The organism is Bacillus sp. FJAT-14266 (genome assembly GCF_001719225.1).
Classification (GTDB): Bacteria; Bacillota; Bacilli; order Bacillales; family Bacillaceae; genus Bacillus; species Bacillus subtilis.
The window spans coordinates 3,392,555-3,417,027 of record NZ_CP017072.1; the positions used below are offsets into that span (position 1 = coordinate 3,392,555).

The window sequence follows — 24,473 nt, forward strand, 5'->3', positions numbered from 1 at the left end:
ACTATAAAACTGTAACAAAAAAAGACCTCTGTGCAGGACAAAGGTCTATTTCTCAAATTGGCTTTCATATAAGTCACTGTAAAATCCTTTTTGCCGAATCAGCTCGTCATGGCTGCCTTTTTCAATCATTTCACCGTTTTTTAGCACCACAATCTGGTCCGCTCTTTGAATAGTGTTCAGCCTGTGGGCAATGATGACGCTTGTTCTTCCTTCCATTAAACGGGCGAGCGCTTCTTGAATGTTGACTTCTGTAACGGTATCAATGTTGCTTGTCGCTTCATCCAAAATGAGAAGAACCGGATCGGCAAGCACCGCCCTCGCTATAGAAATCAACTGCTTCTGCCCTTGACTGATGCCCGAACCGTTTTGCGTCAGTACGGTGTCATACCCTTTTGGCAGCCTTTCAATAAAACTATGGGCATTCGCTGTTTTTGCAGCGGCTTCGACTTCCTGATCAGAAGCATCAAGCCTGCCGTAGCGAATGTTTTCTCTGATCGTTCCCTGAAATAAGAAAGAATCCTGAAGAACAAACCCCATGTTTTTTCTTAGGCTTGCTCTAGTAAGGGTTTTAATATCTGTACCATCGATTAAAATTTTTCCATCGTTAGGCTCGTAAAAACGGGCGAGAAGGTTAGTGACGGTTGTCTTCCCCGCCCCCGTCGGTCCTACAAACGCGATGGACTGCCCCGCAGGCACGGTAAACTGTAAATGCTTCAGTGTCTGCTGCCCTTTATCGTAACCGAAGGACACATCCCGGAATTCAATGCTGCCTGTTTGGATGGGCTGATGCACGGCGTTCTTTTCATCCTCGCGCTCTTCTTTTTCATCAAGCACGTCAAACACCCGTTCAGCGCCGGCGATTGCGGACAGCATCGTATTAAACTGGTTGGCCAGATCGTTTAAAGGGCGTGTAAATTGTCTTGAATACTCGGCAAAGACAACGATGGAGCCGATCGAGATCCAGCCTTTCAGCGCAAACAAACCGCCGATTGCCGCAATCATTGTAAAGCTTAAGTTATTCAAAGAGTTCATGACCTTCGGAATAAACCCGGAAATCGTCTGCGCCCAAAAGCCCGACGTCTTGAGTGCAGCGTTTTTTTCGAGGAATTCAGCAGTAATCTGCTTCTCACGTGAATATGCTTTGATGACCTTTGCGCCTGAAACAGATTCCTCAATATACCCATTCAGATCACCAAGGTTTTTCTGCTGTTCTTTAAACAGCTTTCCCGTTCGGTTGGTGATCCATTTCAGGCTCGCTGCCATCACCGGAATAATGGTCAGCGTAATCAAAGTAAGGAGCGGGCTCATGTACAGCATCACCGCAATCGTCCCGACAAAGGTGATCACACTTGACAAAATTTGAATGACTGACGTGTTTAAGGTAGAACTGACATTTTCGATGTCATTCGTCACCCGGCTCATCAGCTCGCCGTGCCGCTGTTTATCAAAAAATGGAATCGGCAGCTCATGCAGATGGGTGAACAATTCGCTTCTCATTCTGAAAACCGTGCCCTGCGAGATCGTAATCATCCAATAGTTTTGAAACCAAAGCGACAGGGACTGAATGATATAGATAGCGAGCAGAAGAAGCAAAACAGGAATCAAGCCGCTGACCGTTTTCCCGACGATAAAATGGTCGATGGCCTTTCCGATCACAAAGGGACCAAGGAGTCCGAATATGGCGCTGATGACAACCATTAGCATGACAAGTATGAGCAGTCCTTTTCTTTCAGCCAAGTAAGACCAGATTCGTCTCAGTGTGCCCTTTGTATCCTTTGCTTTCGCCCGCTTTTTCGCGCCTTCTTTTTTGTCAATTGGCAGTTTGGGATATTGGAAAGGCTTGCGGATGTCTTTTAGCATGACTCGCTCCCCTCCCTTCCGAATTGTGACTCGTAAATGCGCTTGTATAACTGAGATTCAGAAAGCAGCTCACTGTGAGTGCCTTTTTCAATCAGTTCGCCGTCCTCAAGCAGCAAAATCTGATCAGCTTTCATCGCCGTGGTTATTTTTTGTGTAATGATCAAAGTTGTGCAATGGTATGTGCTGATTGCTTCAAGCAGCTTCGCCTCCGTTTGCAGATCAAGCGCGCTTGTGCTGTCATCTAATAGAAGGATAGCCGGTTTTCGAATCAGCGCCCGCGCAATGGAAATCCGCTGCTTTTGGCCGCCGGACAGGTTGACGCCTCTTTGCCCCAAAACAGTGTCATATCCATTTGGGAGCTTTAAAATCGTTTCATGAATTTGCGCAAGTTTTGCCGCATCCATTATTTCATCTAGTGAAGCATTTTCTTTGCCCCAAGCGATGTTTTCTTTGATTGTGCCGGAAAACAAGAGGACTTCCTGCGGTACATATCCAATTTGCCTGCGCAGCCCTTCAGCCGGAATATCTTGAACCGGCTTTTCATCTATGTAAATGCGGCCTGAATCCGGCTGATAAAGCCGCGGAATGAGCTGAAAAAGCGTGGACTTGCCCGAGCCCGTCGCACCGAGAATCGCGATCGTTTCTCTTGGCTTTGCGGAAAATGAGACATTCCTGAGCGCTTCTCTGTCCATTTCAGGATAGCGAAAGGATACATGCTGAAACTCAATCCGTCCTGACAAACGATCAGATATGGTGCCTTCCTCCCGCTCGTCGCCTTCTGTTTCAAGCACCTCACCGATTCTATCCCCTGAAGCCTTCGCCCGGGTGAAAATCATAATCAAAAACGGAAACATCGAAAGCGCGCCTGTAATTCGTGTTGCGTAGTTAATTATCGCAACAACATCGCCAACCTGAGTGCTTCCGCTCGTAATACTGTAGGACCCCGCCCACAAAATCAAAAGGATGCAGAGATTCATCAGCAGCATCAGTACAGGCATCGTGAATTCCACAAGCTGAAAGGCCGAAACCGTTTTTTCCATCAGCCTTGTGTTGGCTTTGATAAATCGTTTGACTTCGTGGCTGCCGCGAAGCAGCGCTTTGATCAGCTTGATTGCAATTAAATTTTCCTGCATGATGGTGTTCACTTGATCCAGCCTTTTCTGCACTGAGCGGAACAGTGCCCCGCCTTTCCTTAATACCCATAGCAAAAACAAGATCAGGATCGGAATGGTCACAAGCAGAAAAAACCCGAGTTTCACATTAACGGCAAGCGACAGCACAATGCCGCCTGCAATCATTAAGGGAGCCCGCAGCATAAACCGCAAACTCATAAAAATCATATTTTGAACCTGTGTGACGTCGTTTGTCAGCCTTGTAATATAAGAAGAGGACGAAAACTGTCCAAATGTGGAATAGGAGAAGGACTGGATTTTTTGAAAAAGCCCTTTTCTCGTATCATAGGAAAAGCTTTGGCTGACATGGGCGGCATAAAAGGAATTCAGCATCCCCGCCGCAAAGGATAACACGGTCAGCCCGATCATGACCGTGCCCCATATCCATACATGCCGCAGATCTTGCTTCAATATCCCATCGTCGATGATTTTTGCAATCAATAAAGGCTGCATCAGTTCAACTGCAAGCTCCGTCAGCATAAGAATCAGAGCAATTCCCGCCAGCAATGAATATGGTTTTAAAAACGACAAAGCCTTTTGCATGTAAAAGCCTCCAAACCCCTTTTTACTCGATTGTCTCTTTCTTTACTTTACTATGGCGGTCTTTTTGACGGCAAACGAAAACCCTCCCGAAAAGGAGGGCAGTCTTTATTGATTCAAAATTTTTTCCACACGCTCCCGCATCTGCGGCACGCTTAATCCGATAATTACCTGAAACGCCTTCCCGTTCCTGACAACGCCGTGTGCGCCAAGCGCGCGGAATACGCTGTCGGGTTCAACCTTTGTTTCATCCTTGACACTGACTCTGAGGCGGGTGGCGCAGTTTGTGACTTCAGTGATGTTGTCTTTTCCGCCCAGCGCTTCAATATACAGAAAAGCGGTGTCATCAGCCGTTTCAGCAGCGGAGGCCGTTTCATCCTTGTTTTTTCGTTCTCTGTATTCCTTTTTCGAATATAGCTTTGTTTCCTGCTGTTCATCCTTTTCCCGTCCTGGTGTAGCGATATTGAATTTGAGGATTAAAAATCTGAAGACGAAAAAATAAATTGCTGTAAACGAGAGCCCGATCAAAATTTGATACACATATGTCATACCGTGGCTGCCAAAGAGCGGAATCCAGTTCAAGGTTACCGCCTCAATCAGTCCGCCTCCCATATTTCCGACGACGCCGGCCATATACATAACTGTCGACATTGTGGCGGCAAGCACGGCGTGAACCGCAAATAAGAAAGGTGAAATGAATAAGAACGTAAACTCAATCGGCTCTGTAATACCGGCGACAATCGCTGTCAGTGTGACAGGAATCAGCAGCCCTGCGACGAGTTTTTTCTTTTCCTTTTTGGCTGTCACATAAAAAGCCAGGGCGATACCCGGAATACCGAAGATTTTCGAGTTGCCGTGAAGCGCGAATCCGCCTTGCGGAAAGAGCTCCTTCAGCGGTTTGGCGCTTTGCGAATATTCGCCGAGATGCTGTGCCCAATACGTGACGATCCCGCCTTCCGCTACAGCCGGGCCATAAATAAACGGCGTGTAAATAAAGTGATGAAGGCCGGTCGGAATTAAAATCCGTTCCAAAAACGTGTATATCCAAACGCCCACCGCCCCAGAAGCAACCAGGAAGCTTTGAAGCGAGCCGATTCCCGATTGAACCATCGGCCAAATATAAGACACAGCCAACGCAATTGGGATCATAATAAAGAAGGAAATCATCACGATATATGTTGAGCCTTGAAAGATGCCGAGAAAATCGGGCAGTTTTTTATCAAAATAGCGATTATGCAAAAAGACGACAATCGAAGAAATAAAGATGGCTCCGATGATGTTGGTATCGAGCGTTTTTATGCCCGCAATCATCGTTAACCCGCTCGTTCCGCCGACCTCTTGATTCATGTCGACGCCAAATGCTCCTCCCCATACCGTCAATATCGCGCTGACAAAATAGTTGAATGTCAGGTAGACAGTAAGCGCTTCCAAACAGGCGCGTGCCTGAGCTTTCTTCGCCAAAGCAACCGGGATGCCAATGGCGAATAAGAGCGGCATTTGGTTAAAAACAGTCCAGCCGCCCTGCTCAATGATATACCAGCACTGATACCAAAAACCGTCAGGATCGGCGAGCGGTCCCATGAGGGTTTTATTTTTAAAGAGCGTGCTGATACCGACGATAATGCCGGCGAACGCGAATAATAAAACAGGCACAAACATCGCGCTTCCAAAGCGCTGAATTTTTTGCATCATACCAGAACCCCCTGCTACTCATTGTCATTTTTTTCTGCCTCTTTGTAATCAACATATGCGCGGAACAATGCTTCGCCAACGAGAAAAAACGGTGCAAAAGCGACAATTTCCGTTCTATCGCTTAATGTCACAGGTTTGCTTGTCGCATAAAGATTATGCGGAGTCAGCTGGGCGAGGACATTGTTTTTTAAATTCGTAATGGAAATAAAGGGAATACCCTTTGCAGAAAGCATTCTTGCCTGAGGAATCAGCTCCGGTGTTTCTCCGGAAAGAGAAATGATGATAAACAGATCGTTCACTTTAAAATCATCGCGCATCAAATTAAATTCATTTGTGTCTTCAATCAAAATAAGATAGCGATGGCGCGGAATAAACATTCTTTGCAGGTCGCGGGCGCATATCTTTTGCGCATTTCCAGAACCGTAGACGAAAATGCGGTCAGCTGCATCAATCAGCTGGCACATGTCCGTCATGTCCTTTGTCCGTAAAAACTTCAAATTTGCTTCAATATCATCAAGCAGCTTTTCAAAACTCATACTCTCGCCTTCTTCCGGCTGATCTTCCCACTTTAAAAAGACGCGAAATTCACTGTAACCGCTGAAACCGAGCTTTTGGGCAAGCCGTAAAATTGAGGAACGCGATACACTGCAAGCTTTGGCCAGCGCGTCGATTCCAAGGTGATAGCATGTGTGCTTATGATTCAATATATATTTTAAAATATGAAAATCGTTGTCATTCAATTTGCTGTAGTGCTGATTGATCAGTTCTTCGAGCTGCATATCAGATCCCCCCATTTTCTTTCTATTATATACAATTACAGATTCGAAAATGGGGGAATTTCATTTATGATATGCGGGTTGGGCTTTGATCAAGCTCAGGCCAGAAGTCTTTGTTGGCCTCCACTAAATCCTCAAGAATGAGTCTTGCCACACGCGCGTTCGGCACTGTTTTTGACAAAATTAGCGCCTGCCACAGCTTTTGGAACGATTTCTCCGCCCACGCTTCAACAGTCAGCTTCTCAACGGATACCTGCTGCTCCATAAGCCCTTTTTGGAATTGCGGAATGGTGCCGACGGTAATCGGTTCAGGCCCATTTGAGCCGACAATGCATGGGACCTCGACCATCGCAGTCGGGTCAAAGTTCGCAATTGTGCCGTTATTTTCAACGATCAACAGCATTCTTTCACCTGTGTTGTAGGCAATCGCCCGGGCAAGATCAACGATATATGATGCGTGGTCATCGATTTTGATTTCGCTGTTTTCTGTGGACTGCTCACGTGTAATCATGTCACATTGGCTGAAAATAAAAGCTTCGCGCCCTTCCATCACTTCATTTGCCCGCGTATGATTCGGATTTGATTTTTTCACCATATCATCCGGGAACAAATAATATTGCAAATACGTATTCGGCAGTGTATCAGGATCTGCAGCCTGCACGTCACGCGCTTTGGCGAACGTGTCATTCCAGCTTGCCTCCACAGCTTCAGCCTCTGTTTTCGGAATATAACCGTATTGGGATACATGTTCCTTCAGCTTCGGCATTAAATCGTTGCCCTCTTGATCCTGAATCGATGTCCACCAGCCGAAATGATTCAATCCGTAATAGCGGACCTTCATCTCTTTTCTTGAGGACAAGCCAAGAATTTGCGCCATCCGGTCTTCAATTCCAACAGGCATATCACAGATATTGAGAATTTTAGAATTCGGTCTAAGGCGTCTCGTAGCTTCAGCTACAATCGCCGCCGGGTTGGAATAATTGAGCATCCACGCATCAGGCGAGTATTTTTCCATGTAATCTAATATTTCAAGCACACCGCCGATCGAACGCATCCCGTACGCGATCCCGCCCGGCCCGCATGTCTCCTGGCCGACAACTCCGTACTTCAACGGAATTTGTTCATCCAGCGCGCGCATCGCGTATTTCCCCACCCGGATGTGCGCCATAACAAAATCGACATCTGTAAAAGCTTCTTCCGGGTCAGTCGTCGCTGCAAATTCAATATCCGGCGCTTTTTCTCTGATAAAAACGTCACAGGCGCCTGCAATGCGATCCTGTCTCTCTTTATCATTATCATACAGCTTCAACTTTCTGATCGGAAACTCCTCCAAATGGTCCAAGAGCATGAGTACGATCCCTGGAGTGAAAGTGCTTCCTCCGCCCGCTATTACAATTGAGAATGATTTTTTCTTCATATGACGACCTCCTTGATAACGTTTACAATTTCATTTATACCATGGGAGAGCCCGTCCCGTAACACGTTTGGCGCACTTAGGTCATTTGATCAATTTTAGTGTTTTTTCCCATAGAGCGGGAAATTTCTCATTTGCCTTATGTCTGAGGAATTTGTTTTTTTTACCTTTTTTGTAATCTTAAAGTCTCACCAACTGTGAATTTTAAGTGAATATACGCCCTTCCAATTCTTATGAAAAGGTTCTTTTGTACGATTCGGATACATGCCGAATTATTTATAATCATTTATATAAAACATCCAATTGTGCGTGAATTTAGAAAAGGCAGGGGACAAAAGTTGGACTCATATAAAGTCATTGAGCTGGCAAACAAGTACAGTGCGGCCGCAGAAGAGGTCAGAAGCTCCAAAATGCTGCTTGAATCCCGGTTATCTGCAATGGGAGAAGCTTGGCAGGGCAAATCAAGAGATTCGTTTGACCAGGATTTCGAGGAAACGAAAGCCGCCTACGATCAATTCGAACAGGAGCTGCTTGAAACAAGCCAAGAGCTGAAGGCTGCCGCTGTCAAAATAGAAGAACGAAAAGCTGAAATTGCCAGAATGGAAGAACTGGAGCGTAAAGCAAGAGAGGAAAGACATAAACTCGGGAGGTGAACGGTGTGTCAGGAAACATTGCAGTTGATCCGGATAAGCTCGAACAGCTTGCAAATGATGTTGTCACTGAATTAACTGATATGGAAAACAAATATAAGGACCTGCATGTGGAGCTGGGGCAGATGATTTTGCAATGCGATCCCCGCTACAGCAGCTGTTTTTCCGGAGTGGGCGATGCGTGGAGCTCAGGAAAAGCGCTCGTCACCAAGCTGAGTGACAATGAGATTTTCATCAGAAAAACGGGCGATAAATTTGTGGAACAAGATGATATTTTGCGAAAGCTCTACAATGCCTACGACAAATACGGTACGATGACAAGCTTAACCGCTCTTATGCTGACGCAGGGAAAATATTACGGATTAGGGCTTACGAAATTTGTGAAACAGCCAAGCGGCTTGCATACAGCCCAGCACTCAAAACTGCTCTTGGATATTTCTAGGGCCGTTGACAGCTCACGTTATCAAAAAGCGGCAAGAGTGCTTTTGAATCCTAAATATTTGTTAAAAAAGACCAACCGTCCATTTTCAGATTTGGTACATAAAAAGTTTACAAAATACTTTCCTCAGGACACGGTGGATTTTTCAAACAGCGTCAGAAGCTACACAAAAGGATTTCTTAATGAAGCCGGCGTACGCTCCACTTTGAAGGATGTGGGAAAAACGGGCTTGAGATTCGCGAAAGGAAATGCCATTACCGCCACACTGATTACCGGAGCGACCGAAACATTCGGAGCAGGCGTGAAAATTGCTGAAAATTATGCAAAATACCAGGACAAACCCGAAGTTCTCAAGCGTGAAAACGCCAAGGCCGTCGGGAATGCTGTGAATAATACGATTTTTGTTGCCGGCGGTGCCACAGCTGGTGCTGTCATCGGCGGTGCAATCGGAAGCTTTGCAGGACCTGTGGGTACTGTCCTTCTTGGGGCAGCAGGTTCATACATTGGCGGAGTCGTCGGAGAACAAATCGCCAAATATACAGCCGGTTTTGCTGAAAAAGCAGCCTTAAAGCTGAAAGAACCGATCCATGCTGTTGTTGATACAGCCAAAAAAGGGCTGGAATCAGCCGGCAAAGTCGTCAAATCAGTGAATGACGGCATAGATGCGGCAAATAAATCGATACATAAAGGGATAGACAGCGCAAAAAAAGGAATGGAAAAAGCAAAGAAAACAGCGGATTCGCTTATACACGGCGCAACCCATTTCCTTAAAGGGAAATTTTCATTTGGATAGGAGAATAAACAATGAAGCAGTTTACAATCAGCATAGAAGAACTCTTGTTTTGTTTTTACAGCGAAGGGTTTTTCGAACAGGGAATGGCCTTAAAACAAGCCTATTTTCCCGAAATAGAAGATGAACAGCTCGGCGCCTTATTTGAAGCCGCGTGCCGCTCACTCTTAGCCAAAGATGCGGCGGAATATCGGAATCATCAATATCGGCTAAAGGACGAATACTGTCCGTTTATCCATGTGTTAAACGACGCCGACTATACAGTGAAGCTTTCTAAATTTAACGGGCAAGGCGCCGAACAGAATGTGTCCTGCCATGTATCAAAATTCGGCACCTACTCTCACGAACTCCTTTTTGATGAACAAGTCCATCGCATTACAAAAATGGAATCAAGTGAAGGGTTACTTGCTAAGACAGATGAGTTTTTACATATAATAGATACAGAGGATAAAAGAGAATCGATTGTGACATTGACATCAAATGAATTTGAAAAACTCTTGGAGGGCGCTTCAGACAACCCTTCATATCTAAAAGAGTTCCTTGAAAAACATGACCACCAAGAGGACGTTACCCGATTTGCAAATGATCTGGCTTTGCGGAAAGGGAAAATGGATACACTTATGCGTCTGGCATATGGCAAAGATAACACTCCTGAAGTGGCTGACATGGCATTCGTCCTGCCGGGGGCCCACCATACTTGGCTTGTCACAGGCATCACCCAGAATGAATTTTCTATCCTCCCTGCTCATAAGGATGTTGTAAATCAAATCATTTCAAAATGATAAGAATTGAATTAACAAAAGGAGAAAAGCATTGAAAAACCAAGAAATCATTGAAGTCAAAAGCAAAATGTTCCTGAGAATATGGGCTTTTGTCGGATCTGCCGGTATGGGATTAGCATGTTTGTGGCTCTTTTATATGGGTATTACGTTTCAAACGAAATATTACCTATTAGCCATACCTGCTGGCTTTCTGTTCACCTTGTTTTGTTTATATTTATTTATCATCTTCTTTCCGGCTTTCACCCCGCGGGGAAATACCATTTTCCGCATCAAAACAGGAAAAAATGGAGAAGTGTTCACTGACAAAGTGTCTGTTACGTTTACTGATATCAAGAAAATTGAGATGAGCCGCCATAAATTTAGTCTAAAAGGAATCTTCCAAGAAGATATATTGATCCAAACCGTTGATCAGAAGACCATTCGCATTCCCACTTGGAACATCATTCCGAATCCGTTGTTTTTCGAAGCGGTTGAACGCTATATCCTTCCCCATTTGAGTGAAGAGGCGAAAAGCAATTGGATCGGACAGTTTACAGACATCCAACGCAGTGCGTATTTGAAGGAATTTGAGAATCATCCGAAGCTTTAGGGGCAGCACATGATTGAAGTAAAAAGCATGATGCTTCTAAGGGCTTGGCTGTTCCTCGCTACAGGGGGCGCCTTTATTGTGGGCGTCTGGCTGGTGTCTGAAGCTCTCACGTTTGAATCTAAATATGCCCTGCTTTATTTGGGCGGCGGTTTACTGGCTATGATTTATGGATTGATCACATTCTTTATGGCTTTTCCTGCCTTCACAAGCCGTGGAAATGTCATTTTCAGCATAAAGACCGGACCTAATGGCGAGATCTTTTCGAGAAAGCGCAGCGTGCTGTTTTCCGAGGTGAAGCGGCTTTATATGGGACGTCATCAATACAGTTTGAAAGGGATCTTTTTTGAGGATATTATCATCGAAAAAACAGACGGGAAAATCGTTCGCATCCCGACCTGGAACATCATCGCGAATCCGCTGTTTTTCGAAGCGGTTGAACGTTATATCCTTCCCCATTTGAATGAAGAGGCTCAAAACAATTGGATCAGCCAATTTACAGAGGTTCAGCGAAAAGCGTATTTGAAGGAATTTGAGAATCATCCGAAGCTTTAAAAGCTCTCCTCCTCTATAATGAAAGATAAATGCAAATTGAGGAGTGCTCATGATGCTGATTACCATTCTTTTATTTCTCGCGGCAGGGCTTGCTGAAATTGGCGGCGGATATCTGGTTTGGCTATGGCTGAGAGAGGCAAAGCCAGCCGGCTACGGAATCGCCGGGGCGCTGATCCTCATTGTATACGGCATTCTTCCGACGTTTCAGTCCTTCCCATCTTTCGGCCGTGTATACGCCGCTTATGGCGGAGTATTCATCGTGCTTGCGGTCCTGTGGGGATGGCTTGTTGACCGAAAAACACCTGATCTGTATGACTGGATCGGCGCATTCATTTGTCTCATCGGTGTCTGTGTCATTTTATTTGCGCCGCGCGGATAACAAAATGGCCTGCTTATGAAGCGGGCCATTTTTGTTTAATCCTCTTTTAAGCTGTTCAGCTGCACTTCATGCTCCTCTTGCGGTTCGTCAAGCGGATAAATTCTTGCTGTTCCAGTTTCTTCATTTACGTGCTGAATGTAAATAGGAACGCCGTTATATGTTACTTTCTTCATGTCGGGAGATTCTACAATTTCTTTCGCCCTTTGAATATTCATCGTAACACCCTCCTTCAATACATAACGTTTCCATTTCCTGAAGGAAGTATGCTTTATGATTCAGCGGACAAGTTGAATTTTTTCAGGCGTTTGTAGAAAGTGCTTCGGGGGATCCCGCTGATTTTTGCGGCTTGAGAGACGTTTCCTTTTGCAGATTCAAGCGCTTTGATCATCATATCCTTTTGGATTTGCTCACGAAAAGTAAGCACGCCGGCAGCAGCCGGCTTTTTTTCTGCAGAGCTGGCCGGCAATCCAGCGGCTTCCAGTAAAGCGGGAAGCGATTCATCCCTCAGCCGGCCGTCCGGAAATCTGATAGAAAGACGTTCAAACACATTAAACAGCTCACGGATATTCCCCGGCCACTTCCATTGCTTCAGCACATTACAAAAATCAGAAGGAAGTTCGCCTGGCCAATGATTCTTCTGTTTGTAGTACTCAAAGAGATCCGGGATATCCTCGGTGCGATCGCGTAATGGAGGGAGTTCAATTGGATAGACATGAAGACGGTAAAACAAGTCCTCTCTGATTTTTCCGTTTTCGGCAAGCTCGCGTAAATCACAATGTGTGGCGGCAATAACTCTGATATCAACCGGAATTTCTTTCGTCCCGCCGATTGGCGTTATCTTGCGTTCCTGAAGCACCCGTAAAAGTGCAACCTGCATCGAGTGGGAAATTTCTCCGATTTCATCTAAAAATAATGTGCCTTGATTCGCTTTTTGAAAGGCGCCTTTATAGCCATTTCGTTTCGCTCCCGTAAAAGCGCCCTCTGCATATCCGAACAGTTCGCTCTCAATCAAATCAGACGGAATCGCTCCGCAATTGACAGCAACAAACGGACCGTGACGTCTCTCACTGTTCTCATGAAGAGCGCGAGCCGCGACTTCCTTTCCCGTACCAGTTTCGCCCGACAAACAGACCGTTGCATCTGCCGCAGCTGCACGTTCAAGGTTCATCAGCATCGCTTGCGATCGGCCGCTTTTCCCGATCACTCCATTGAATCGGAACACCTTCTTTTTCTTTTGTTCCGATAGATAAAAACAAGTGCCGCCATCTCCTATGGTGACAGCTTTTTCGATTGAGTAGCCCCGTTCCTTCAACTCATACAGGTGCCGGCCCTGCCAATCCGGCATTGAGGTTCGAATCGGTATGCTGGCACTGATGATGTGCTGCTTGATATTGCATAGCACCATCGGCACACTGGATGCAGCCCTCTCTCCAAAACGGCTGATCAGCTCGAGCTCTTTCTCACGGCTTTTTGCTGCGAGTTCCCGTTCAGCTGCATAGGCGATCGCAGTGGCAATACCGAGCATATGAGGATGAGCGCCTGTTGCCGGACACGATATGTCAATCACACCCGCAAGGCTGCCATCCTCATGGTGAATCGGAGCGGCTGAACAGTTCCAAAGATGGGAAGCAATGGAGTAATGCTCTGATCCTTGTATCGCAACCGGCTCGCTGATGTGGAGCGCCGTGCCAATCGCATTTGTTCCGACAGCCGTTTCCGTCCAACATGCCCCTTCAACAAAGTTGATGCGTTTGGCTTCATAGAGCGCGCGGGGATGGCCGTCCAATGCCAGAACAACACCGTCTGAATCAATTAACAGCGCCATCATTTCCATTTCTTTTATGGCAGGCAGCAGTTTTTCGAGGTAAGGCTTTGCGGTCGTCAAGAAGAATGAATGTTTTTTTGACTGCTGATCCAGCTCCGTTTGCTGTAAAACCTTCGGGCCTTTTTCTAAATAAGGATTGACCTCAGCTTTTTTGCAGCGATGCCATGACTCTGCAATCCGTTTTCTTAATCGGGCTTCGTCAAGCACACCGTCTTTCACAAAACGTTTCCAGGTTTGCAAATCGTTTGGGACCGAATTCATTTCCTTGATCGCTCCTCCCTTACACGCCGTTTTCATCTATTGTAGGGGAAAAATAAAGCGCTTTCAACAATAAAAAAGCAGGCGCCTTATATCCATGCGCCTGCTTTTTCCTTTATTATGCATGTACCGCAAGGCCGATCGTGCTTAACAGCGCCTCATGCAATGTTTCCGATAAAGTCGGATGGGCGGCGATAAAATGCTCCGTCATATCTGCCGTCATCTCACCATTCATGATCGCTGCCGCTTGGCCGATGAGCTCGGTTACATCCGGGCCAATCATCGAGACACCCACGATTTCGCCGAATTCCGGTTCAGCCATGATTTTGACCTTTCCTTCCGCTTGCTGTTTAATGAGCGCCTTGCCGTTTGCGGAAAAAGAAAATTCGCCGATCTTCACATCCCCGTATATGCTTCTTGCCTGTCGTTCTGCCATTCCGATACACGCGATTTCCGGGGACGTATAGATGCAGCGCGGCACATGTTTCTCATTGATTTTGACATCCCTTCCGGAAGCATGAGAAGCAGCGATGATGCCCTCATGGAAAGCGGCATGCGCCAGCTGAATGCCCCCTATAGCATCTCCGCACGCGTAAATATGAGGCACGTTCGTCTGCATGTGCCCATTCACCGGAATGCCCTTTGGAGAAAAATCAACTCCGGCCTGTTCCAGCTGTAATCCGTCAAGACGGGGTTTTCTGCCGATCGCCACCAGCACATAATCGGCCTTCGTTTTAAACTCTCGCTGACCGCTTTTCCATATTGCCGTTTTGGCCGTTTGATCCACCCGCTCTAATCTGGATGAGGTATGCACTTCGACACCGTCTTCCTCAAGTTTCTCCTGAAAGAGACGGGCAATATCTTCATCTTCAGCCGGGATCAGCTGGTCCGCTGTTTCAATGATGGTCACCTTCGATCCCAATCTGGCGAACAGCCCTGCATACTCACACCCGATGACACCGCCGCCGACAATGACTAGTGAAGACGGAATCTCGGAAAGAGAAAGCGCGTCTTTGCTGTCGATGATCCATTCGCCGTCAAACGGGGCAAAAGGCAGCTCGATTGGCTCTGACCCGGAGGCAATCAATACTTGGTCCGCCTCTCTGATTTCTTTTCCGTTTTCTCCTTCGATCAAGAGCTTTCTTTCAGAAAGAAAGGAGGCTGTTCCCTTTACAACCTGTATTTGATTTTTCTTCATTAGGTACTGAACGCCTTGGACAAGCTGACTGACAACCTGTTGTTTTCGGCTTTGCATTTTACTCCAATCGACTGATATCGCACCTGCCGGAAGTTCAATTCCAAAGCTGTCGGCATGCTTGATTTTATCAAGAACGTTTGCGCTTTCTAACAAAGACTTTGTCGGGATGCAGCCTTCATTCAGGCAGGTCCCCCCAAGCTGGCCTTTGTCAATGAGCAGCACGTTTCTGCCCTGCTGTGCCGCGGAAACCGCAGCCGCATAGCCTGCAGGTCCGCCGCCGATAATGGCTAATGTCATGTCGTTTTCACCTGCTTTTCCTATAAAATTAATGCTGCGGGTTCTTCCAAATATGTTTTCATCACCTTCAGGAATGCAGCGGCAGGGGCGCCGTCACACGCTCTGTGATCAAATGTCAGGCTGAGAGGCAGGATCGTGCTTCTGACGATCTCCTCTCCTTGATACACCGGTGTGTCATAGCTTGCTCCGATGCCGAGAATGCCTGTTTCCGGCGGATTTAGTATCGGTGTGAAATGCTCAACTCCAAACGCGCCAAGGTTTGTAATGGAGAAGGTAGAGCCTTGCAGTTCTTCGCTTCCCGCACGTCCCTCGCGTGCTTTTTTGGCATTTTCTGAGATGGATTGAGCCAGTTCAATCAGCGATAGCTTTTCAGCATGGCGGATGACAGGCACCACTAAGCCATTTTCCAAGGCTACAGCCATACCAAGGTGTACATGGGGATGTGTGATAATGCGCTCATTTTGATAAAGGCTGTTCAGCACAGGATGAGCTTGCAGAGCGAGAACGGCGGCTCTTGAGACAAAATGAGTGATCGTCAGTTTTGTGCCGTATCTCTCTTCCGCAGTTGGTGAAAGCTGTTTTTGAAGAGTGGCAAGCTTGGTGATATCAGCTTTCATCGTGATCGTCAGCTGCGCGCTGTTTGCCAGGCTTTCCTGCATTCGGGCAGCGATGACCTTTCTCATGCCTGTCACCGGGATTTCCTGCGCTTTCTGCTCCGAAACAGGCTTTGCTTGATCTTTTTTCTGTTCAGCAAGAGCCTTTGTTACGTCATCCTTCACGATTCGTCCGCCTGGTCCAGTTCCTTTCAGTTGTTTTAGGTCTAATCCTGCTTTTTCTGCTATTTTCCTGGCGACTGGAGATATTTTCATTCGATCTTTTTTGGAGGCTGCGGGTTTGTTTTCTTGTTTGACGGGCTGAACGGCTTGCGGCATATTGTCTTCAGCAACAGGCGCCCCCGCCTCTTCCTGCACCGACTCATTGGCGTCCCCGATATAGCAAATAGCTGTGCCGGGCGGAACCTCTTCTCCCTCTTTCACTTTGATATCGATCAGCGTTCCTTTTTCAGGCGCTTCGATCTCCATTTCAATTTTCTCCGATTGAATGCTGGCAATGCTTTCTCCCTTTTCAACCGGGTCGCCTACTTTTTTATTCCATATCGATACTTCCCCTTGTTTCATGGCCATTCCCAATTTTGGCATCACTACTTTTACCGCCATTTGTGTCCCCCCTTTAATTCATTGCCGGCTCGCCAAGCAATTCAAGCGTGACGCTGACAATTTTATCTGGTGTCGGCAAATATTGATCCTCAAGCACTGGTGAAAACGGAACCGGTGTATGCGGCGCTGTAATCCGTTTAATCGGCGCATCAAGCAAATCAAAGCCCTTGTCAGCGACAATCGCAGCAATATCCGTGGCAATGCTGCATCGCGGATTGGCTTCATCAATGATGATCAGCCGGTTTGTTTTTTCTAACGATGTGAAAATCGCATCCTCATCCAGAGGGGACAGACTGCGCGGATCAAGGACCTCGGCTTCGATGCCCCTCTCTGAAAGCTGTGCAGCCGCTTCAAGTGCAGTATTGACCTGCTTGCCGACTGCAAAGAGCGTAACATCCTTACCTTCGCGTTTGATATCCGCCTTTCCGAGGGGAATTGTATAATAATCTTCCGGCACCTCGCCCTTCATGTTGTAGGACGTTTTGTCTTCAAAGAAGAACACCGGATCATTATCTTCTATTGCTGCAAGCAGAAGACCTTTGGCATCATACGGATTGGATGGAACAACCGTCTTCAGTCCAGGGATGCTCGTGAAAAGGCCATACAGCGCTTGTGAATGCTGGGCAGCGGCCCGGAACCCTGCTCCGTATGTGGTGCGGACGGTAATCGGCACCTGCGCTTTTCCGCCGAACATATAACGGAATTTCGCCCCTTGGTTGATCACCTGATCAAAGCACGTGCCGATAAAATCGTTAAACATCAGCTCGGCAATCGGTCTCAAACCGGTTGATGCCGCAGCCATAGCCGCTCCCATATAGCCTGCCTCAGAAATCGGAGTGTCCAGCACTCTTGTACGCCCGAATTCCTGTACGAGTCCCTTTGTGACCCCTAATACACCGCCCCATGCTTCATCATCCTGCAAATGATCGACCGCCGCTCCCCGGCGACATCCTCACCGATCAAAAGCACATTTTCGTCTCTTCTCATCGCAAGCTTCATTGCTTCATTGATCGCGTCTGACATGCTTATGACTCTCGTCATCTCTTACATTCCTCCTTTTTCATATGACACGTACACATCTGTCAGCAGCTCCGAATCTTTTGGATATGGGCTGTCTTCGCTGAACGAAACGGCTTTTTCAATCGATTCGCTGACACGCTGTTCAATGTCTGACAGCTTATTAGCATCTGTTTCTTTTAAAAGGTAGTTTTTAAAACCTTGAATGGCATCTTTTTCTTCAAGGTGCTCAACTCTTTCATCCTTCGTTTTATAGGTTTGGGCATCTCCTTCGAAATGGCCGTAGTTTCTGTAGGTCATACATTCAATCAAAGACGGGCCGCCGCCGTTTCTTGCTCTTTCTATCGCTTCCTCGGCTGCCTGGTAAACTGCTAAAATATCTTTGCCGTCAACTGTAACCCCCGGCATGTTATAAGCAGCCGCCCGATCGGCGATTGAATCACAGGCTGATGCGTACTCAAATGGGGTGGCTTCGCCATAGCCGTTATTTTCGGCAACAAATACGACAGGAAGGTTCCATACAGCCGCTAAATTCAGCCCTTCGTGGAAGGTGCCTTGGTTATTTGCCCCGTCCCCGAAAAAGCAAACGCTTACATTTTTAGTCTGTTTATATTTAGCCGTGAGCGCTGATCCGCATGCGAGCGTAAAGCCGCCCCCGACGATTCCATTTGCGCCTAACATGCCTTTATCAAGATCCGCAATGTGCATAGAACCGCCCTTGCCTTTGCACAATCCGGTCGCTTTCCCGAAAATTTCCGCCATCATGCCGTCCAGGTCACAGCCTTTGGCGATACAATGTCCATGTCCCCTGTGGGTGCTTGTAATGCTGTCGCCATCATGTAAATGAGCGCACACCCCTACAGCCACGGCTTCCTCACCGGCATATAAATGAACGAATCCGGGAAGCACTCCCTGGGCGAACAGTTCATGCACTTTGTCTTCAAAGCCCCTGATCTCCAGCATCTTTTGGTACATCCACAGCGCTTTTTCCTCAGTTAATGACAAGCCTTCTCGTTTTAACAATTTCATTTTGTGCGCCTCCTTCTATTTAGGGTTCACCATTATAAATGCAAGAAGTGTGCCAGTCTTTTGAGCCCGTAAAATCAGTCTTCTCATCTTCACTTTGGAGACAGTTTGAGACGTGTGTCTCGTTTTGTCTCAAACTGATTCATTTGTCTCGTTTTACAGCCTGCAAAAAAAAGACCGGATATCACCCGGCCTTTGACAATGATCGACGTATTTATTTCCTTGGAAATCTTTTTAACTTCCTAGTTCCTCTGCATCGTTTGACTGAATAGCTGCTTTTGAAAGAAAATCAATTGAATATTTGACATAGCCGATACCGCCGTCTTTTCGGCATCTGTTTTTGATAACCTGCTGGCACACATGTTCACACTCTTTTCTTCATATGTGCATGCTACAGTTCATGCTTTTCTTCAACAGCCCGGTTCAGCGCTTGGAGCATATAGCCTATGCCTTTGTATGATGATAGCGGCCAGCTGATATGCTGGTGTTCTCCGATGACGGCGTTTAGAACGCTTCGATATTTTTTTCCGCCAAGCATGACTAGCTCTTCGATATCAGAAAAGCCTTTTTCGTGAAATTGACGGCGCAGCTCGTCCGCTGTCATGATTTCCGGATGACCGGTGCCAAAAGTGACATCGTAATTTCCCGAAACGAGATCATCAGGGCGGAGGAACCCGTGCTTCGCCGACAAAATCACCCACTCATCGAAAAATGTTTTTGCATACCGCTCGCACGCCTGATGAAACGGGCTGAGATAAGCGTCCTCTGCTCTTACCGGCCCGGCATCAGGCTGGACATCCCAGATTTTTTTCTTGCCGCAGGGGATGATGCATAGCCGTTTCATTTTCCTCTCCCCCTTTATATGATATCTCCACTAAATATACCATTATTTTCTTACAATAAATTAGAGAAAAGACAGGCTGAGTAAAAGCTGCGTACAAAAAAGACCCGGATTTACCGAAAATCCAGGTTTATTTTAGTCAAGAATTGTGTAAAAATCCCTTTATTTTGTTAGCCTTTTTTGAATCAAGCACTGCTGTTACTCTATCCCATCAAGATACTTTCTCTCAAAGTCGTCGAGCAATGCACGCACTTCATCTGTTGACTTTGTGTTCATGCATTGATTTCTTAATTCACTTGCCCCTCGGAATCCGCGGAGATAAATCTTGAAAAAGCGAGGAAGAGGCTTGTATGGACGGGCTTCTTCTTTTGAATATTCATCATGGAGATCCAGATGCAGCCTTAAGAGATCAAGCAATTCCTTGCTGCTATGCTCTTTCGGCTCCTTTTCAAAGGCAAATGGATTTGTAAAAATACCACGCCCAATCATAATTCCATCAACACCGTATTGTTCAGCAAGTTTCAAGCCAGTTTGGCGGTCAGGGATATCCCCGTTTATTGTTAACAATGTATCTGGTGCCACCTCGTCACGAAGTTTCTTAATCTCCGGGATGAGTTCCCAATGCGCATCTACTTTGCTCATTTCTGCTCTTGTGCGCAGATGAATAGAAAGATTGGCAATATCCTGTTTCAGTATGTGTGTCAGCCACTCGCGCCATTCGTCTACATCCGTGAAACCAAGTCTTGTTTTTACGCTTACGGGCAATCCCCCTGCTTTTGCTGCTTGTATTAACTCTGCTGCAACTTCCGGCCGGCGGATAAGACCGCTTCCCTTACCGTTCTGTGTCACATTAGGCACAGGACAGCCCATATTGATATCTAGTCCTTTAAATCCTAACTCTGCCATGCCAATACTCATTTTACGGAAGTTTTCAGGCTTATCTCCCCATATATGGGCCACAATTGGCTGTTCATCCTCTGTAAAAGTCAAACGGCCGCGCACGCTATCCTTCCCATCCGGGTGGCAATAGCTCTCTGAGTTTGTGAACTCTGTAAAAAACACATCCGGTCTGCCTGCTTCACTTACTACATGCCGGAAAACAACATCTGTCACATCTTCCATTGGTGCCAGTACAAAAAATGGCCGTGGCAATTCACGCCAGAAATTTTCTGTCATAACAAAAATCAAATCCTTTCATTAGAGGATACAGCTAGACCTGTATCTCAATATTAAAAAACTGACCATGCTTCTTTTTACACTTATCGCATGCGAAAGCATTTCTTATCAATCTATAGTAAATTTTGAACATTTCACGTGGGATAATTATCTACCCTATTTTTTATATTGTGGTTAACTCGCGCTGACCTTCGTCTTTCTTAGTGGCCTTACTTTTGAACTTTTGGATAAAAAGGATTCCAACCTAAATAGAATATCATATGAGTTCTCCATATTACCAACGCAAAATAATTGCCCTGTTATTGAAGATAAGATATTTAACACTACACCATATCCGTATCTCTATATCATATTTGCGGAAAAACTAATAGAGATAAAGCAAATTGAGTTGGGGGTGGTATAACTGAGTACTCAAGAGAATAAAAAAAACTCTACTTAAGCTGCTACCACTTGTGAATCACATGGAGTAAAGAGGATGAGAAGAGAAAATAAATCCTTATTTAAAAGAATTCAAGAACTTCAATCTGAATCATTTGGGATTTGCTCATGATTTAGAAAATAACCAACGCAGCAAGTGGCAACCTACTATATATTTGTATAGGGTTATAATTCGGTAATCCTGATCCAGAACCAATAAAATAGACTGCTGACTAAATGTCGCAGTCTTCACTCATAAGATAATTAAGAAAGTGTTCATTTTCTTTCATCATTAAATAAGGCATCAGAAGTTATTGCTTTAATTTCGAATATCCTTTGTTATCCCTGTAATTATTTGTATAATAGTGAAAACTCCCAAGAAAACAGTAATAATATTAAACCATGGATTATCATAGAATGAAAGATATGTTTGAAAGAAATCTAGTTCAACTATGTTTGCTGGGAATCCATTCATTTCTCTATACTTAGGACCCCATCCCGTTAATTCTACAAAATTAAAATAAAGCTGAGATACTAAAAATGCCAAAAATGTTTGAAACCAACTTCTTTTATATACTTTATCCATTTAATTATCCATTTCCTTCTCTGCAATACTTTTTAGCCAAGTGTCAATCTAAAATCATTATATTATGAAGCATGATTGTCGCAAGGATATAACCATTGTAGGTATTACTGTAATAGTTTTTATCGTCTCGGCACTATTATTTTAGTGCTCATACGTTATTCATTTTAAAATGGGGTTGGCCATCATTTTCACCTCTTTCGTTTATTACAATGTTTCAACTTTTTACATCGAATGACTCTTGAAATGATATACGCCATACCTTTCCTTATATTCCTATAATCAATATTTCACACGTAATAACTGCAAGTCAATATATAATTTTACAAATTATGAAAAATTTATCTATGATTTTACATCATTTTACTCATGTATTTTAATCATACTGGAAGGAAATTTTTCCGGTTAAATAACGCTGTTTTTCACCCGCTTTTCAACACGTTTTTTCAATTCTTTTCGCCAGTTAAAATAAAGATCTCCGAGAATGAGAAGGAAGATAAAATTGGGGAAAGACAGTTAGGACAAGGGCTGCGCACGAAAAAGACCCGGAAATCGGAATTGTTTATTTTACCGAAATCCAGGTCTTATTAGGTATTGTTTATTTTAGTTAGACGATTTCAATACAAGTCTCGCCACTGCTTCAACATGCGCCGTCTGCGGAAACATATCGACAGGCTGAATATAGTCCACGCGATAGTCCTTCGAAAGCGTCTGCAAATCCTTCGCAAGCGTGGATGGATTGCAGGAAACGTAGACAAAGCGTTTCGGTTTGACTTTTTTGATCGTGTCCAAGAACGTGCTGTCACAGCCCGTTCTTGGCGGGTCTACAATGACGACGTCCGGGCGGAAGCCTTCTTTCGTCCATTTCGGGAGCCAGTGCTCGGCTGTTCCTGTTACGTATGTGGCATTTGCCATGCCGTGTTTTTTGGCGTTTTTCTTAGCATCGTCAATTGATTCCTTGATGACGTCCATGCCGCGGACTTCCTTTGCTCCGTCCGCCACCCACATGCCGATAGTGCCGACGCCGCAATACGCATCAACGACTTTTTCTTTTCCGGTCAGCTGCGCCGCTTTTTTCACTTCATCATACAGCTTGACGGTCTGTTCCGGATTGAGCTGGAAGAAAGCGCGGGCGCTCAATTCAAAAGATACGTCGCCCAGCACTTCTTGAATTACTGTTTTTCCGGCGAGCTGTTTTGTTTTCTCGCCAAAAATCACTGAAGTTTTCGCCCCGTTTACATTCTGAATAATGGATTTGACCTCTGGCAATCGCTTTTGAATCGCTTTGACGATTTCTTCCTTGTGCGGAAGCGTTTCTTTTGCGGTTACAAGCACGACCTGCACTTCGCCTGTTTCAAAGCCGACTCTCGTCACGATCGTGCGAACGTCGCCTTTTCGTTTTCTTTCATTATAAACAGACACATTGAAGTCCTCTAAAATGCGGCGGACGATGCCTGTTGTTTTGTTCGTTGCCGGATGCTGAACGATACAGTCTTTAATCGGAACGATGTCATGAGAATCAAGGCCGTATAAGCCGGCGATGATGCTGCCGCTTTGCGAGCGCCCGATCTGGAATTGGCTTTTATTGCGGTAATTCCACGGGTTGTCCATGCCGATCGTTTCTTTGATTTCCATGTTTTCAACTTTAAACTTCGTATGGCGTTCAAGAGACTGAATGACGATATCGCGTTTTTCCCGAAGCTGCTGGCTGTATGCAAGGTGCTGAAGCTGACAGCCGCCGCATTGTTCATAAACAGGGCAAGGCGGTGCCACCCGGTGCTCAGATGCCTTGCGGATTTTCTTAATGCGGCCCTCCGAAAACTTCGGCTGGACCTTTGTGGCCTGCACAACAACTTCTTCGCCAGGAAGCGCGCCGGGCACGAAGACGACTTTTTTCTTAAAATAGCCGACACCTTCTCCGTTAATGCCGAGACGCTTAATCGTCAGCGGAAAAGTTTGTCCGACCTTCAGTTCGACGGGCGCCTGTTTCTTTTGTTGGTTCACGTTGTTCTCTCCGTTTCTATATGAAGCTTTCTGCAGCTGGCAGAAAGTGAAATGGTTTTTTCACATCTTTCTAGTATAACACGTTTGCAGGATTTCCTTCATTGTCAGACGAATTATTCTATACTTCTCCACAAATACAAAGACGCATAGCTTAAATAAGGCTCCCACTCCTTGCTCATCGCCAGCATGACATCCTTTGCCGGCTTATCGTCCAGTTGAAAATGGCGTTTGATGGCATTCTGGAGGCCGATATCGGCAAGCGGGAATAAATTGGGACGGCCAAGTCCGAACATGAGGATATTTTGCACGGTCCACGGGCCGATACCCCTGATTTTGATCAGTTTCTTCATAATGTCTTCATCCGCCATATGTGGCAGCTCTGACAAGCTGAGTGTGCCTTCTGCGATCATCCTTGATGTATCAATGGTGTATTCCGCTTTTCTCATGCTGAATTGCAGATCACGCAGATCCTGATAATCGAGTTCTGCAATCGTTTCCGGCTTTGGATAGCACCACACGCCATCCTTCTGCTCGCCAAACGCATGAACAAACCGTTCTGTTAGCGTGTAAGCGAAGGAAAGATTGAGCTGCTGGTGGATAATGCATTTCATCATGCAGTTGTACACGCTGTAGTCCAGAACAAGCGGCGTCCCGGCATGCTCTTCAAAAATGGCGGACAGGCTCGTTTTTGAAAAATGATCCAGAACGTGCTGCAAATGATTTTCCCATTGAAAAATCCGCTTGATTTCCTTCATCATTTCTCCCTGATCCGTTTCCCCGCTGACGAGGAACTCAGGCTCACCCGCATGGCCTAACGCCTGTACCTTTACAATACATACGTCCCCCGCTTGATTTCTGATTGGCACACGGACTTCCCTCGCCTCTCGATCAACAGCATTGAGGGGGTCTAAAGACAGCCTGTCCAGCACGCGGTCAAAATGATACGGAGGCGTGACAGATACTTTTTCCTTCCACATGA

21 protein-coding genes and 2 pseudogenes are annotated in these 24,473 nt (G+C 45.8%); 6 read left to right on the forward strand and 17 right to left on the reverse strand.

Annotated elements, in window-relative coordinates; all coding sequences use genetic code 11:
• Positions 1–45: 45 nt before the first annotated feature.
• From BGM23_RS17635 to glvA, 5 genes are all read right to left on the reverse strand, one after another.
• On the reverse strand, positions 46–1,860 hold the full coding sequence (locus BGM23_RS17635) for an ABC transporter ATP-binding protein (protein ID WP_003244082.1): 1,815 nt from the start codon (positions 1,858–1,860) through the stop codon (positions 46–48).
• Positions 1,854–3,575, reverse strand: coding sequence for an ABC transporter ATP-binding protein (locus BGM23_RS17640; protein ID WP_003243936.1), 1,722 nt, complete (start codon positions 3,573–3,575; stop codon positions 1,854–1,856). The genes BGM23_RS17635 and BGM23_RS17640 overlap by 7 nt, the downstream gene beginning before the upstream one ends.
• A 105-nt stretch (positions 3,576–3,680) precedes the next feature.
• The gene (malP, locus tag BGM23_RS17645; protein WP_003233606.1) at positions 3,681–5,264 is read right to left on the reverse strand and encodes a PTS maltose transporter subunit IIBC; all 1,584 of its coding nucleotides are present in this window, start codon (positions 5,262–5,264) and stop codon (positions 3,681–3,683) included.
• A gap of 14 nt (positions 5,265–5,278) precedes the next feature.
• On the reverse strand, positions 5,279–6,043 hold the full coding sequence (glvR, locus tag BGM23_RS17650) for a MurR/RpiR family transcriptional regulator GlvR (RefSeq protein ID WP_003233607.1): 765 nt from the start codon (positions 6,041–6,043) through the stop codon (positions 5,279–5,281).
• A gap of 64 nt (positions 6,044–6,107) precedes the next feature.
• The gene (gene glvA, locus BGM23_RS17655; RefSeq protein ID WP_046664318.1) at positions 6,108–7,457 is read right to left on the reverse strand and encodes a maltose-6'-phosphate glucosidase; all 1,350 of its coding nucleotides are present in this window, start codon (positions 7,455–7,457) and stop codon (positions 6,108–6,110) included.
• 335 nt (positions 7,458–7,792) lie between these two features.
• On the opposite strand from glvA, the gene BGM23_RS17660 reads away from it, so the two are divergent.
• Genes BGM23_RS17660 through BGM23_RS17685 form a run of 6 tightly spaced genes read left to right on the forward strand, consistent with a single transcriptional unit; the run spans position 7,793 to position 11,635 of the window.
• Positions 7,793–8,107: a WXG100 family type VII secretion target gene (locus BGM23_RS17660; protein WP_029726860.1), complete on the forward strand. Its 315-nt coding sequence runs from the start codon at positions 7,793–7,795 to the stop codon at positions 8,105–8,107.
• Between the two features lie 5 nt (positions 8,108–8,112).
• Entirely contained in the window at positions 8,113–9,336 is a 1,224-nt protein-coding gene (locus BGM23_RS17665; protein WP_003243998.1) for a hypothetical protein, read from the forward strand.
• 11 nt (positions 9,337–9,347) lie between these two features.
• Positions 9,348–10,115 carry a hypothetical protein gene (locus tag BGM23_RS17670; RefSeq protein WP_003243767.1) on the forward strand — a complete coding sequence of 256 codons (768 nt, stop codon included), beginning with the start codon at positions 9,348–9,350 and terminating at the stop codon, positions 10,113–10,115.
• A 31-nt stretch (positions 10,116–10,146) separates the two neighbouring features.
• A complete protein-coding gene (locus BGM23_RS17675; protein ID WP_029726861.1) occupies positions 10,147–10,704 on the forward strand; it encodes a YfjD family protein in 558 nt (185 codons plus the stop codon).
• Positions 10,705–10,713: 9 nt separating this feature from the next.
• Positions 10,714–11,256 (forward strand): YfjD family protein, encoded by a 543-nt coding sequence (locus BGM23_RS17680; RefSeq protein WP_029726862.1) that lies wholly within the window; start codon positions 10,714–10,716, stop codon positions 11,254–11,256.
• Positions 11,257–11,305: 49 nt separating this feature from the next.
• Entirely contained in the window at positions 11,306–11,635 is a 330-nt protein-coding gene (locus tag BGM23_RS17685; RefSeq protein ID WP_010886445.1) for a YnfA family protein, read from the forward strand.
• A gap of 35 nt (positions 11,636–11,670) precedes the next feature.
• Here BGM23_RS17685 and BGM23_RS17690 read toward each other — a convergent pair whose 3' ends face one another.
• The 12 genes and pseudogenes from BGM23_RS17690 to BGM23_RS17740 form a co-directional block, all read right to left on the reverse strand.
• Complete coding sequence (locus BGM23_RS17690; RefSeq protein ID WP_003244276.1) at positions 11,671–11,850, reverse strand: small acid-soluble spore protein H; 180 nt, start codon at positions 11,848–11,850, stop codon at positions 11,671–11,673.
• 53 nt (positions 11,851–11,903) lie between these two features.
• A complete protein-coding gene (gene acoR, locus BGM23_RS17695) occupies positions 11,904–13,721 on the reverse strand; it encodes an acetoin dehydrogenase operon transcriptional activator AcoR (RefSeq protein ID WP_029726863.1) in 1,818 nt (605 codons plus the stop codon).
• 115 nt (positions 13,722–13,836) lie between these two features.
• A complete protein-coding gene (gene acoL, locus BGM23_RS17700) occupies positions 13,837–15,213 on the reverse strand; it encodes an acetoin dehydrogenase complex dihydrolipoyl dehydrogenase (protein WP_029726864.1) in 1,377 nt (458 codons plus the stop codon).
• A 20-nt stretch (positions 15,214–15,233) separates the two neighbouring features.
• Positions 15,234–16,430 carry an acetoin dehydrogenase complex dihydrolipoyllysine-residue acetyltransferase gene (gene acoC, locus BGM23_RS17705; protein ID WP_029726865.1) on the reverse strand — a complete coding sequence of 399 codons (1,197 nt, stop codon included), beginning with the start codon at positions 16,428–16,430 and terminating at the stop codon, positions 15,234–15,236.
• A gap of 13 nt (positions 16,431–16,443) precedes the next feature.
• Positions 16,444–17,471 (reverse strand): annotated as a pseudogene (gene acoB / locus BGM23_RS17710) (acetoin:2,6-dichlorophenolindophenol oxidoreductase subunit beta).
• 3 nt (positions 17,472–17,474) lie between these two features.
• Complete coding sequence (gene acoA, locus BGM23_RS17715; RefSeq protein ID WP_003242898.1) at positions 17,475–18,476, reverse strand: acetoin:2,6-dichlorophenolindophenol oxidoreductase subunit alpha; 1,002 nt, start codon at positions 18,474–18,476, stop codon at positions 17,475–17,477.
• A 231-nt stretch (positions 18,477–18,707) separates the two neighbouring features.
• Positions 18,708–18,797, reverse strand: a pseudogene (locus BGM23_RS22220) (hypothetical protein); the annotation flags it as partial.
• Between the two features lie 67 nt (positions 18,798–18,864).
• Complete coding sequence (locus tag BGM23_RS17720; RefSeq protein WP_003233638.1) at positions 18,865–19,317, reverse strand: DUF6884 domain-containing protein; 453 nt, start codon at positions 19,315–19,317, stop codon at positions 18,865–18,867.
• A 195-nt stretch (positions 19,318–19,512) separates the two neighbouring features.
• Entirely contained in the window at positions 19,513–20,490 is a 978-nt protein-coding gene (locus tag BGM23_RS17725) for a tRNA dihydrouridine synthase (protein WP_046664319.1), read from the reverse strand.
• A gap of 736 nt (positions 20,491–21,226) precedes the next feature.
• On the reverse strand, positions 21,227–21,493 hold the full coding sequence (locus BGM23_RS17730) for a YfzA family protein (RefSeq protein WP_009966802.1): 267 nt from the start codon (positions 21,491–21,493) through the stop codon (positions 21,227–21,229).
• Between the two features lie 600 nt (positions 21,494–22,093).
• Complete coding sequence (rlmD, locus tag BGM23_RS17735) at positions 22,094–23,494, reverse strand: 23S rRNA (uracil(1939)-C(5))-methyltransferase RlmD (RefSeq protein WP_003233644.1); 1,401 nt, start codon at positions 23,492–23,494, stop codon at positions 22,094–22,096.
• A gap of 113 nt (positions 23,495–23,607) precedes the next feature.
• Positions 23,608–24,471 carry a DNA-3-methyladenine glycosylase family protein gene (locus tag BGM23_RS17740; RefSeq protein ID WP_015252552.1) on the reverse strand — a complete coding sequence of 288 codons (864 nt, stop codon included), beginning with the start codon at positions 24,469–24,471 and terminating at the stop codon, positions 23,608–23,610.
• Positions 24,472–24,473 lie beyond the last annotated feature (2 nt).

Bases quoted from the DNA above. Each gene is read 5' to 3' on its own strand.
- BGM23_RS17690 (WP_003244276.1), bottom strand. From the start codon at position 11,850: ATGAATATTCAAAGGGCGAAAGAAATTGTAGAATCTCCCGACATGAAG.
- BGM23_RS17740 (WP_015252552.1), bottom strand. From the start codon at position 24,471: ATGTGGAAGGAAAAAGTATCTGTCACGCCTCCGTATCATTTTGACCGC.
- acoL (WP_029726864.1), bottom strand. From the start codon at position 15,213: ATGACATTAGCCATTATCGGCGGCGGACCTGCAGGCTATGCGGCTGCG.
- acoR (WP_029726863.1), bottom strand. From the start codon at position 13,721: ATGAATTCGGTCCCAAACGATTTGCAAACCTGGAAACGTTTTGTGAAA.
- BGM23_RS17635 (WP_003244082.1), bottom strand. From the start codon at position 1,860: ATGCTAAAAGACATCCGCAAGCCTTTCCAATATCCCAAACTGCCAATT.
- malP (WP_003233606.1), bottom strand. From the start codon at position 5,264: ATGATGCAAAAAATTCAGCGCTTTGGAAGCGCGATGTTTGTGCCTGTT.
- BGM23_RS17680 (WP_029726862.1), top strand. From the start codon at position 10,714: ATGATTGAAGTAAAAAGCATGATGCTTCTAAGGGCTTGGCTGTTCCTC.
- glvR (WP_003233607.1), bottom strand. From the start codon at position 6,043: ATGCAGCTCGAAGAACTGATCAATCAGCACTACAGCAAATTGAATGAC.
- BGM23_RS17640 (WP_003243936.1), bottom strand. From the start codon at position 3,575: ATGCAAAAGGCTTTGTCGTTTTTAAAACCATATTCATTGCTGGCGGGA.
- BGM23_RS17670 (WP_003243767.1), top strand. From the start codon at position 9,348: ATGAAGCAGTTTACAATCAGCATAGAAGAACTCTTGTTTTGTTTTTAC.
- glvA (WP_046664318.1), bottom strand. From the start codon at position 7,457: ATGAAGAAAAAATCATTCTCAATTGTAATAGCGGGCGGAGGAAGCACT.
- acoA (WP_003242898.1), bottom strand. From the start codon at position 18,476: ATGAAATTGTTAAAACGAGAAGGCTTGTCATTAACTGAGGAAAAAGCG.
- BGM23_RS17685 (WP_010886445.1), top strand. From the start codon at position 11,306: ATGATGCTGATTACCATTCTTTTATTTCTCGCGGCAGGGCTTGCTGAA.
- BGM23_RS17725 (WP_046664319.1), bottom strand. From the start codon at position 20,490: ATGACAGAAAATTTCTGGCGTGAATTGCCACGGCCATTTTTTGTACTG.
- BGM23_RS17730 (WP_009966802.1), bottom strand. From the start codon at position 21,493: ATGGATAAAGTATATAAAAGAAGTTGGTTTCAAACATTTTTGGCATTT.
- acoC (WP_029726865.1), bottom strand. From the start codon at position 16,430: ATGGCGGTAAAAGTAGTGATGCCAAAATTGGGAATGGCCATGAAACAA.
- BGM23_RS17720 (WP_003233638.1), bottom strand. From the start codon at position 19,317: ATGAAACGGCTATGCATCATCCCCTGCGGCAAGAAAAAAATCTGGGAT.